10 protein-coding genes and 1 pseudogene are annotated in these 10,948 nt (G+C 59.0%); 5 read left to right on the plus strand and 6 right to left on the minus strand.

The window, feature by feature from the left end; translation table 11 throughout:
• A pseudogene (locus ACESMT_RS20705) lies at positions 1-340 on the plus strand (integrase core domain-containing protein); the annotation flags it as partial.
• A 243-nt stretch (positions 341-583) separates the two neighbouring features.
• Here ACESMT_RS20705 and ACESMT_RS20710 read toward each other — a convergent pair.
• Positions 584-1,306 (minus strand): GntR family transcriptional regulator, encoded by a 723-nt coding sequence (locus tag ACESMT_RS20710; RefSeq protein WP_372828478.1) that lies wholly within the window; start codon positions 1,304-1,306, stop codon positions 584-586.
• 55 nt (positions 1,307-1,361) lie between these two features.
• Between ACESMT_RS20710 and ACESMT_RS20715 the strand changes: the two genes are divergently transcribed.
• Genes ACESMT_RS20715 through ACESMT_RS20725 form a run of 3 tightly spaced genes read left to right on the plus strand, consistent with a single transcriptional unit; the run spans position 1,362 to position 4,611 of the window.
• Positions 1,362-2,792, plus strand: coding sequence for a Rieske 2Fe-2S domain-containing protein (locus tag ACESMT_RS20715; RefSeq protein WP_372828479.1), 1,431 nt, complete (start codon positions 1,362-1,364; stop codon positions 2,790-2,792).
• Entirely contained in the window at positions 2,789-4,273 is a 1,485-nt protein-coding gene (locus ACESMT_RS20720; RefSeq protein ID WP_372828480.1) for a glutamine synthetase family protein, read from the plus strand. The genes ACESMT_RS20715 and ACESMT_RS20720 overlap by 4 nt, the downstream gene beginning before the upstream one ends.
• Positions 4,274-4,287: 14 nt before the next feature.
• Positions 4,288-4,611 carry a 2Fe-2S iron-sulfur cluster-binding protein gene (locus ACESMT_RS20725; RefSeq protein WP_372828481.1) on the plus strand — a complete coding sequence of 108 codons (324 nt, stop codon included), beginning with the start codon at positions 4,288-4,290 and terminating at the stop codon, positions 4,609-4,611.
• 617 nt (positions 4,612-5,228) lie between these two features.
• Here the strand turns inward: ACESMT_RS20725 and ACESMT_RS20730 are convergent.
• From ACESMT_RS20730 to ACESMT_RS20750, 5 genes are read right to left on the minus strand one after another with little or no spacing between them, the layout of a single operon-like run.
• Positions 5,229-5,999, minus strand: a complete 771-nt coding sequence (locus tag ACESMT_RS20730) for an ABC transporter permease (protein WP_372828482.1) — start codon at positions 5,997-5,999, stop codon at positions 5,229-5,231.
• Positions 5,989-7,593 (minus strand): amidohydrolase, encoded by a 1,605-nt coding sequence (locus tag ACESMT_RS20735; RefSeq protein WP_372828483.1) that lies wholly within the window; start codon positions 7,591-7,593, stop codon positions 5,989-5,991. Before ACESMT_RS20735 ends, ACESMT_RS20730 begins: the two co-directional genes overlap by 11 nt.
• A gap of 3 nt (positions 7,594-7,596) precedes the next feature.
• Entirely contained in the window at positions 7,597-8,574 is a 978-nt protein-coding gene (locus ACESMT_RS20740; protein ID WP_372828484.1) for an ABC transporter substrate-binding protein, read from the minus strand.
• 55 nt (positions 8,575-8,629) lie between these two features.
• Positions 8,630-9,406, minus strand: a complete 777-nt coding sequence (locus tag ACESMT_RS20745; RefSeq protein ID WP_372828485.1) for an ABC transporter permease — start codon at positions 9,404-9,406, stop codon at positions 8,630-8,632.
• Positions 9,403-10,269: an ABC transporter ATP-binding protein gene (locus tag ACESMT_RS20750; protein WP_372828486.1), complete on the minus strand. Its 867-nt coding sequence runs from the start codon at positions 10,267-10,269 to the stop codon at positions 9,403-9,405. The genes ACESMT_RS20745 and ACESMT_RS20750 overlap by 4 nt, the downstream gene beginning before the upstream one ends.
• Positions 10,270-10,590: 321 nt before the next feature.
• Between ACESMT_RS20750 and ACESMT_RS20755 the strand changes: the two genes are divergently transcribed.
• The coding region (locus ACESMT_RS20755; RefSeq protein ID WP_372828487.1) for a DDE-type integrase/transposase/recombinase at positions 10,591-10,948 on the plus strand (358 nt) is incomplete at its 3' end.

A 10,948-nucleotide genomic window follows, 5' to 3' on the forward strand; every position in this document is an offset into this window, starting at 1 on the left:
GCACGCCGACCGAGGCTCCAGCATGCGCTCCAAACCGGTGGCCGGTCTGCTGATCGATTTGGACATCACCAAGAGCCACAGCAGGCCCTACACGTCGGACGACAACCCCTACTCGGAGGCGCAGTTCAAAACGCTCAAATAGCGTCCCCACTTTCCCGAGCGTTTTTGGTTCAATCGAAGATGGGCGTGCTCACCGCCACATCTTCTTTGCCTGGTACAACGACGAACATGGAACAGTGGAATCGCCCACATGACATCACGCAGCGTTCATTATGGGCCCGCGCACGAGCTCATCACGACGCGTCAGGTAGCCTTGGACGTGGCCTTTGCCGCCTACCCTGCCGTTTTAAAGGCATGCGCCCAGCTCCTGACATACTGCCTACCGCCGCGTAGATTATCACACCACTCAACAAGGAACATCAAGCCGAAATCACTTCCGAAATACTGAACCCGGCTCAGCTTATCAGTCGGTCCTGCAACCAGGCCATACCGCGTTCGCTGACCAACACGCCGAACACAATCGCATAAGGAACCACATCTGGCATAAAAACTAGATCTGAGGTGAAACTCACAGCGTAGACGGTCAACGCCCTACCACCAGGCGAATGACCGGCAATACGCGCTCTGTTTCGGCCCGGCGCTCTAACGCCATACGCAGGTTCATCTGCGCGACTTCAGTATGTTCAATGGACAGCGCCTGCGCGCGCGCTCCTTCACCGGCCTGTAGGGATGCGAAAAGCATGTGGTGCTGGCGGTGCGCGTAAAGCATCCAGTCGCGATCCAGCGTGACTGTGCCCTGCATAGGAAGCATCGCCGAGGCCGGCGCGAAAGGCAGCTTGTCGTTGAGTGCAACCGCGCGCTGCAGCGCCCGGTTGCCGCAGGCTTCGAGCACACATGCATGAAAGCGGTCGTTCATGGCCGCGTAGGCCGCGTAGCTTTCGTAAGTGAGCGGGTTGGCTGCGAGAACGCTATCGCCTTCATCCAGACAAGCCTGTAGGTTTGCCTGTAGCTGGCGCGACACGCCGTGTTCAGCCACCAGCCGGGCCGCCATGCCTTCCAGATGACCGCGGACGGCAATCGCATCAGCGACCTCGCGCGGCGTGAACTGGCGCACTAGAAATTTGCCGGTGTCGTTAGCTTCGACTAGCCCCTCTTGTTCTAGCGTTACCAGCGCGGCGCGGACCGGCGTGCGCGAGGCACCGAGGCGCTCGGCCAGTTGCTGCTCGGCAAGACGCTGTCCGGGTTCAAAGTTGCCGCGCAAGATCAGGTCACGCAACTGGATTAAAACGGTCTCTTGTAAGTTCATGGACTAAAATGTACACTGAATTATAAATTTTGTATACCGTTTCGAAAGGTGTCTCATGAATGCAGAACAGAATGAACTGATCACCCGTGTGGGCCCCGACACGCCTTGTGGAGCACTGCTGCGCAGCTATTGGCAACCGGCAGCCCTGGTCGATGAATTCAACCCTGCCCTAGATGCACGCACGGGCAAACGCCCGGTCAAAGCATTGCGGCTATTGGGCCAGGATCTGGTACTGTTCCGCGACGAACAGGGGAACTACGGTTTGCTGGACCGTGACTGCGCACACCGTGGTGCCGATCTATCCTTCGGTCGCGCCGAAGGGGATGGATTGCGCTGCCCTTTTCACGGCTGGAAGTTCGATGTAAGCGGGCGCTGCATGGAGACGCCTGCCGAGCCTGCCGGCAGTAAGCTGTGCGACCGCGTGAAGCAGCGCAGCTACCCGCTGCAGGAAAAAAGCGGCGTCTTATTCGCTTGGATGGGCCCTGAAGGCTCAACCCCACCGCCATTGCCAGGCTTTGACTGCTTTACAGCGCCCGACACGCATACCTTCGCCTTCAAAGGCCTGTGGAACGCCAATTGGCTGCAGGCCTTCGAGGTTGGAATCGACCCTGCCCACCCGTCTTTTCTACATCGCTTCCTGCAAGACGAAGAGCTGGAGGACATCGGTCAGAACGCGGCCGGCAAGCAGTTTCGCAGCGCCAGCGCAGGTGCTATTGATGGTGAGCAATGGCCGATGACGCGCATCATGCGCGAGTTTGCGCAGCCCGAGATCAGCTTTGAAACAAAGCCTTGGGGGATGCAGCTCACAGCCTTGCGTCCAATCAATGACAAGCTCACGCATGTGCGTGTTACCAACGGGATTTTTCCGGCGACCTTTGTGATTCCGTTGTCAGAAACCATGACCATCACGCAGATGCATGTGCCGGTGGACGACACGCATACCTACTGGTATTCCTTCTTCACCAGTTTTGCCGGTCCGTTGGACCGCGAAAGAATGCGTGCACAACGCCAGCAGTTCATTTCGCTGCCCGACTATATTCCCAACGCCGGGCGCCACAACAACTGGGGCTTTAACGCCGATGAACAGCGCACACAGACCTACCTGGGCATGGGCGAGGAAGACATCAACGTGCATGACCAGTGGGCCGTTGAAAGCATGGGTGCGATTCAGGACCGCACGCGAGAACACCTCGGTAGCTCGGACAAGGTCATCATGGCCAACCGCCGGGCATTGATCAAGGCCATCGCCACCGTGCAAGAGGAAGGCATCGCGCCTGGTATCGCCGACGCCAGCCAGGCGGAACTGATGCGCGGCCCGGACACGGTAGATGGCATTGCTCCCGCGGGGGAGTGGTCGGCTTGGTGGCAGGCGCAGGCTCGCGCCAAGCAGGAGAATGCGCCGTGGGTGAAAAATTCCGTGCGCAATGAGCCTGTTGAAAGTTCGACCGCGGCTTTGATAGGCTCAACCCGAAAGGTAACGAGATGAGCAGCTTCGCCGAACGCTGCGGCATCCATGACGCCACGCGCCAACACGCACTGGAACAAACGGAACAGCTGATCGCGGCCAGCGGAGTGGAGCTGGTGCGTTTTTCTTGGTGCGACCTTCACGGCATGCTGCGCGGCAAAACGCTTGTGGCCGGGGCTGCAGCTAAAGCAATGCTTGATGGCGTGGGGCTGGTTAGCACCCTGCTGCTCAAGGACAGCTCGGACCGCACATCATTCAAGGTGTTTGAGGCTGGCGGCACTGATGACTTCCCTGGTTTCGAGTTCGCCAGCAACCTGCTATTGCTAGCCGACCCGGCCAGCTTCAGACAACTGCCGTGGGCAGCCGCTACCGGCTGGGTCCAGGCCCAGCCTTGGATGCCTGGCGGCATAGCGGTTGAACTGGACACGCGGCGCATCCTGCAGCGTGCGCTTTCGCGCCTCGAAGTTGCGGGCTACGGCATGAAATGCGGCCTGGAGATCGAGTTTCACATTTACCGTATCACAGGGGACCGTGCCCAAGATCAGCTCGACCCGGAACAAGCCGCCTGGCCCGGGTTGCCGCCCAAAGTGGCCATGATCCACCCCGGCTACAACCTGCTGGCCGAGCACTGGTTCGACATGGCGGAAGAGCCGCTGAGCATCGTCCAGCACACCGCGCAGGCATTGGGCCTGCCCTTGCAATCGCTGGAAATCGAATTCGGCCCGAGCCAGGTCGAAGCCGTTTTTGACGCGACCGACGCGCTGACAGCCGCCGACAACATGGTGCTGTTTCGCAGCGCGGTTAAGCAAGCGCTGCGCCGCGCCGGCTACCACGCCACCTTCATGTGTCGCCCGCCGTTTCCAAATATCATGTCAAGCGGCTGGCATCTGCACCAATCGCTGGTAGACCTGCATACCGGCGTCAACCTGTTCGAGCGTGACACGCCCGCAGAAGGCACGCAAGTGACCGATGCGCAGCACACGCTCTCCGCGCTGGGTGAACATTACATGGCCGGCCTACTTGAGCACGCACGGGCGATGACGGTGTTCTGTACGCCGACCATCAACGGTTTTGGCCGCTTTCAGCCAAACGCGCTGGCACCGCAGTCCGTGTTGTGGGGCCGCGACAACCGGGGCGCGATGCTACGTGTGGTGGGGCAGGCAGGCGACTCCGCGACGCGAATTGAAAACCGCATCGGAGAGCCGGCCGCCAACCCCTACCTCTACCTGGCCTCGCAAATCCACGCCGGGCTCGACGGCATCGCTCGGCAACTGAAAGCACCCGTCGCAACAGATGCGCCCTATGGCGAAGCCGCAGTGAAAATACCCACCAGCCTGGGCGAGGCACTGGACGCACTAAAGTCCGACACTGCGCTGGTTGAAGCTTTCGGCAACAATTTTATCAATTACTTCACGCGTATCAAGCAGTCGGAGATCGCACGTCACGAGCAGGCGACGGACCGCGAGGACTGGCAGCGCCGTGAGTATTTCAGCCGCATCTGACTGGCAGAACTCTCATGATAAATATAATTTTCATAGCAAATAACACAGAGCAAATAAGGGCGCAAGGCAAAATAGGCAAAAGTCTAATGGAGGCAGCGGTTGCGGCGGGTATCAACGGCATTGCGGCCGATTGCGGCGGGCTACTGACCTGCGCGACCTGCCATGTTAGGGTAGTTGAGCCGTTTGCAGCCCGGCTACCTGCAGCTGACGCCGAAGAACTGGCCATGCTGGCCTTTACCGCCACGCCCGCGTCCCCGGCGAGTCGGCTCAGCTGCCAAATTATCCTGAACGAAAAACTTGACGGTTTGACGGTAGAACTGCCTGCCAGCCAGTATTAAGAGCCCCGCACCCAGCAAAGGACAACGTTAGATTCTCGAACTCGCCGACATTCCCATCGCCCTGGGCAGCAGGCCACCGGGATTGCCAATGCCAAAGGTTTTCAGGGCTTGAACGTCAACGAAGGCATTGAAAGTCCCGAGCGCTACGTCCTGTAGACTCTCTGTAATGCTCTGGAAAATCATGCCATGGGATTCCGAGAGTAGCAAGCCTTTGACTCCCGGAGAGTCATCCTGGAGCCATTTTCTGCGGCGCCACTGGCGACCAAGTATTTGACCTTCCTATGTAAATCCATCTAATACCAGCTAGGAGCCTCCGCGGCAGAAGGATCATCGGCTTTTGAGCTTGGCAAATCCATTCTCACAATCACAGCCATCTTGGTAGAGTTGCCCGATAGTCACTAGAGGGTGGGCGACATTGATCATCAGTATCGTATATCCCCGCAGCCTGTCAGCATCAAGAACTTGCATCTCCGACAGCGCCAATTGAAGTTGACAATTGGCTCGGCTATGGCGTGGAACGCTGTCCTAGTGGCGCTTGCGAACCAACATCCCCCGACCTAATGACCGACTAGTCGATCTTCCTATAGACGAAATAACCTCTGATTTTGGCGTCTCTCTTAGCTGCGATGGAACCAATGCAGCAGTTTGTGCTCCCCGATCAGGATACCGCGGTTCAGTAGGTACCCCGTGCCCGCCAGCAGGAAAATCGCAGCGTACATGTCACCCGCACGCATAGCGTACTGCATCGTCACCAAGTAGTAACCGATGCCCTTGGAGCCCGCGATCATCTCGGCCACCACCGTAACAATTAGCGCGAGCGCCAGACTTATTCGCATGCCCGCCATGATGTAGGGCAGGCTTGCGGGTAATACCACCTTGAGCACGGTAGCCGCTCGGCTCATTTGGAAGGTGCGCGCCACGTCGTGCGAGATTGGATCGACAGAGCGCACGCCGGCAATCGTGTTGATGAGCACTGGAAAAAATACCGAGAACGCTACAACGAAGATTTTCATCGCATCGTCGATGCCTAAGATGAGGATAAGTGGCGGGACGATGGCCGGAATGGGAATTGGCCGCAGCAGCTCGACCAGCGGCTCCAGCGCCGCACGCATGAGCCTGAAACCTGCCATTAGCAAGCCGAGACCAATGGCAAGCACGACGCCGATGCCGTAGCCGGCCAGCATGCGTGATAAGCTCGATAAAAATACCTCGGGCAACTCACCAGAGGCGATGCTGCTGAAACCGGAGCGCGCGATCTCGGTTATGGGCGGCCAGTTGGCGCTGGACACCCACGAGCGCGCAGACCACTCCCAGACCAGCAGCAAGCTGAGCAGCAGCAGGAAGCCGGTGTATCGCGTGGAACGGTGCGGCACTGAATCAGGCGCCATGCACGAGCTCCCCGCCCACGGCGGTGGCAAGCACTTGCGCGTCGCGCAAGGATTCGGCGTCGCAGACCACGGGGTCCACAGCCAACGCGGTCCAGTCGGCCAGCAGGCCAGGTTGCAGTATGCCGCGCTCGTGCTCCGAGAAGCTCAAGTAAGCAGCGTCGCGCGTGTACATCGCCAAGGCTTCTTCACCGCTAACGGCCTGTAAGCGCCCGATTGGCTCGTCGGTGCCAGCAATCCGGCGAGTGCGCGCCTGCCACATGCCCAGCATCGGTGCGTAGGGTGTGATGGGTGAATCCGAGCCGCCACCCACCCGTACGCCTCCATCAAGCCAGCTGCGCACTGGCGTAGCGACGGACATCATTGCGGTGCCGAAGCGTTTAACCAATAAGGGGCCGAAGGTGTACTGCATGGAACACTGGGTAGCCACTTGCACGCCCAGGCGCGCGGCTTCGCGGATATTCTTCGCATCTGGCCAAAGGTAGGCGTGGATAAGGCACCAGCGCATGTCGCGAATAGGGTACTCGCGGTCAATCTCGGCAAAGACTTCTAGCGCGATGTCTATGGCGCGCCCGCCGACGACGTGTACGCCCAGCGACCAGCCGAGACGGGCACACAACCGCGCGATGGCTTGGAAAGACTCCGTGGGAGTGACCTGGATGCCACAATTGCAACGTTCGTCCGGATACGGCTCGCGCATCAGCGCGGTGCCGAGCGAGGCGCCGCCGTCGAGAAACATCTTGATGCCGCCGAACTTCAGCGTGGCGTCACCGAAGCCACTGTGAACGCCCATGCCCGCGATGCGGTCCAGAGTGTGCTGCAGTGGGCGACTGGCATCGGCCAGAGGCATCAGCACCGTGCGCATGCTCAGCTCACTGCTGGCCCAGAGCTGCTGGTAAATAGACATGATCTCGGGCGTCACGCCCGGCTCCATGACCCCAGTGAGTCCAGCCGCGTGATAAGCGCGCTGCACATCGCGCAGCGCCTGCAGTTGCTGGGGCACAGTTGGGGGTCGCACCAGCCGCGCCACGGGCTCGAAGGCCGGAGGCTCCATAAGCACGCCATTGGGTTGCCCGTCTGCCTCGCGCTCGATCTTGCCACCCACTGGGTCTGGGGTACCGGCATCGATGCCTGCCAGGCGCAGAGCCAGGCTGTTCGCCACGGCCGCATGGCCCACGCGCGGCAGGTACACCGGTCGGTCCGCGCAAACGGCATCAATCTCTTGCCGCGTGGGATAGCGCTGCTCGGCCAAGTTTGCCACGTGCCAGCCTGTTCCGCTGCAAATCCACTCGACATCTGGGTTTGCATCTGCGTAAGCCTTGATGGCATGCTGAATTTCGAGGATGGAGCGGGCGGACCCGAGGTCGACCAGGCAGGCCTGAATGCCGGTCCAGTACATGTGGTTGTGGGTGTCGATCAGTCCGGGCACAATGGCGCCTCGGCCAAAACCCAGCTCACGTGCGCCGGCCCCAGCCGCCTGTCTGACTTCTGCGAGAGTGCCGACCGCCAGGATGCGGCCCGCACGCACCGCCATCGCCTCAGCGCGCGGCTGCGCGGGGTTCATGGTGATGATGTTCCCCCGAAGGATACTCGTCATTGCTCAGCGCGGCGCTTGTGCGGCAGTGCGGTACACGATCGCCTTGGCATCGAATACCCCTTCGAGCATGTCGTTCTTGCGCATGAGGTCCACAACGGCGTTAACTCCGGCGGTGTCCACCGTCTTCTCGAAAGGGGGCAGCGAGAGCTTTTTGATCTGCTCTGGCGCCAGACGTGTGTAATCGGAAATTATTTTAATCCATTCGTCGGAACCCTTATTCTTGTTCGTCCAGTCGACGGATTTGTTGTAGGCACGGGCGAATCGGTCGATGACTTCGGGGTTCTGGCGGATATAGTCCCTGGTGGAAGCGTACTGCGCAACCGGTATACCCTTTTGTACCGCGTTGTACGGCCAGCTGACAATCTGCACAGCTTCGGAAGCCACACCCGCCGACATGAATGGCTCAACTACGAAGGCCGCGTCGACCCGGTCGCCCTTGATGGCATCGATCATTTGCGGGAACGGCACCTCTAGGTAGGTGACCTTGTCGGGGTCGCCGCCAGTGGACTTGACCCAGGCGCGAGCATACAGCCAAATGATGTTGTTACGCGTGTTAACCGCAATGCGCTTGCCCTCAAAGTCCTTACCAGTCTTCAGGGTGCTACCCTTCTTTGCCACTAGTCCCGCGAGGTCGGGCACGGCGGAACCTGTATTGCTACCGGCGGTGATAATCTCGAATCCTAGACCCTGCTTTGCGCCCAGCACGATAGAAATAATGTTGCTGAAGGCGATCTGCACTTGGCCCGCAGCTAGCGCCGACAGACCCGGCGCACCGCCGGCAGTTGGTGTGGTGTCGATAGCCAAGCCCTCTTCGGTGAAGAAGCCCTTGGCAATGCCCACCTGAAGTGGAGCGGTGTCGATGATCGGAATGGTGCTAACTCGCAGCTTAATGGGCTGGGCCTGCGCGAAAGCCGGCGAGACCAATATTACAAGTGCGGAGGCGGCTGCGCCGAGCAGCCGCTGGATGCGGAGATGGATCATGGTGAAAACTCCTTTGGTTGGTGAAACTTTAAGCCGTCAGGCCTAGATGGTGGGATTAGCGGACATTGACGAAAGACCAATGAATGACCCGCCTTTCGGCGAAAAGGAAGGCAGCATTCAGCGTATAACCCAGAACCGCCAAGATCACGATCCAGGCGTACATCTGCGATACCTTAAACGAGCGTTGCATATCCAAGATGAGGTAGCCCACGCCGCCGGTACCGGCCAGCATCTCGGCAATGACTACTAAGATGAGGCCTAGCCCCAGGCTAACGCGCATGCCCGACAGAATGATTGGTAGAGCCGACGGCAGGATCACTTTGAACATCAAATTATGCGGCCGATGGCCAAAGGTGCGCGCCACGTCGATAATTACTGGATCTGTGCCGCGCACACCCTGCACGGTGTTGATGAGCACGGGAAAGAAGACCCCGAGGCCGACTATCGTGAGCTTCATCGCATCGCCGATACCCAGGAACAGGATCAGCGGCGGCAACAGTGCAGGTTTCGGCATTGGCCGCAGGAACTCTACCAGCGGCTCGAATATGTCATGCACCGTGCGGAATCGGCCCATGAGCAGGCCCAAGCCCACTGCAAGCGTACAGGCTGTAACGTAGGCCATAAAGAAGATTGAAAGCGTCTCCCCAAGCGGGGCCAGTGCCTTGCCGCTGCCAAGGATTCCCGCGAGTGTCTGCGCGACGGCCGTCGGCGGCGGGATTAGCGCGCGGTTGAACACGCCTGTGCGCACCAGCACCTCCACAAGTACCAGCATTCCCACTATGGTCAGCACTCCGAGCGCGCGATCGAGTAGGCGGTGGTCTTTTTGGCTCATGGCATCTGGCCGGGAAGCGCGCCCGGCTCGCGGCCCAGCAGGCTTGATAGCAACTTGTGCCGCAGCGCGAGAAAGCGCGGCAGTTCCTTCGTGGTGATGCCATCGCGCGGGCGGGGCAGTCCCGTCTCGAAAACAGTAACCACATTAGATGGCCGACCGGAAAGCACTGCGATGCGGTCTGCCAGGAAAACGGCCTCATCGACGTCGTGCGTTACGAGCACGGCCGTGAAGCGGTGCTTCTGCCAAAGGTCGAGCACCATCGCATGCAGTTCAAGCCTGGTCAGCGCGTCGACGGAGCTGAAGGGCTCGTCCATTAATAACACGCGCGGCTCCGCCGCGAGCGCGCGCGCAATGGTCACGCGCTGCTGCATGCCGCCGGAGAGCTGCCACGGGTAGTGGTGGGCGAACCCTTCCAAGTCCACCATCGCAACGTACTTCATGCTATGAGCGTGGCGTTGCTGGCGCGTCATGCCAGCTCGGCCCTCTATAGCGAAAGACACGTTCTGCAGCACGGTGCGCCATGGAAACAGCGACTTGCCGTATTGCTGAAACAGGTAAACAATTCCCGCCGGTGGTGCGGTGACTGGACGGCCGTCAAAATGTACCTGCCCTGCTGAGGGCCGTATTAGGCCAGCGACGATCTGGAGCAAGGTGGACTTTCCGCAACCAGAGGGCCCGACAATGGCCATAAATTCACCTTCGTTGACCGACAGATCCACGTGTGCCAAGGCCAGCGTGGTTGCCGAGCCGCTGGCGAAGCTCTTCTGGACGCCCTCCAGTTGAAGATAGGACGTTGGCTTTACTCTAATGTTTTGGTCGGACATGGTTTTGATGCCTTCGGTACTGAGTGTGCTGTAGTTCAACGAGCACTCCATCATCAGCTAGCACTTGCCGTCTGGGACACTAATGTGCGATCAAACGAGTTGATTAGGGCCACAGGCTGCCAGTAGCCGAGTAATACCGCATCACAGATCCTAGCCCAACCGATCAGGGTCGAATAAGAGTTATTTAGAGTATTCATGGCAGTCTTATTTTTAAGATAATTTGTCAAAGTTGTAAAATTGTATACTGTTTTAACATTTTAGTGTACAAAACTGCGCTCCGGTTAAATCTTGAAAAACTTAATTGTTTCCTTACTGCTTAGATCGGTTTTGTCGCAATAAGCCACGCCTGACAATATCGGCATGACAGAGACGATTCAGACCGCGCTGATTGGCGAGCTACGCAAGGTGCTCAAGCGGCTGCACTTTGCGTTGGAAGTCATGCTGGTGTGCGCTCGCCGGTACGCAGCCTACCCGCTGAGCTTGCGCCACATCGAAGAAACGATGCAAGAGCGCGGCGTCTTTGTTAATCACGCCACGGTACACCGCAGAGCGTCGAAGATTCTGCCGATTTTGGCCCTTGTCTTTCGCAGACGCAAGCATCCGGTGGGTACGAGCTGGCGCATGGATGAAACCTACATCAAAGTCGCTGGTCAGTGGAAATACCTGTACTGCGCAGTTGACAATGAAGGCGATACGGTGGATTTCCGTCTGACGGCCA

The sequence above is a fragment of the Polaromonas sp. genome (assembly GCF_041689105.1).
Classification (GTDB): domain Bacteria; phylum Pseudomonadota; class Gammaproteobacteria; order Burkholderiales; family Burkholderiaceae_C; genus Polaromonas.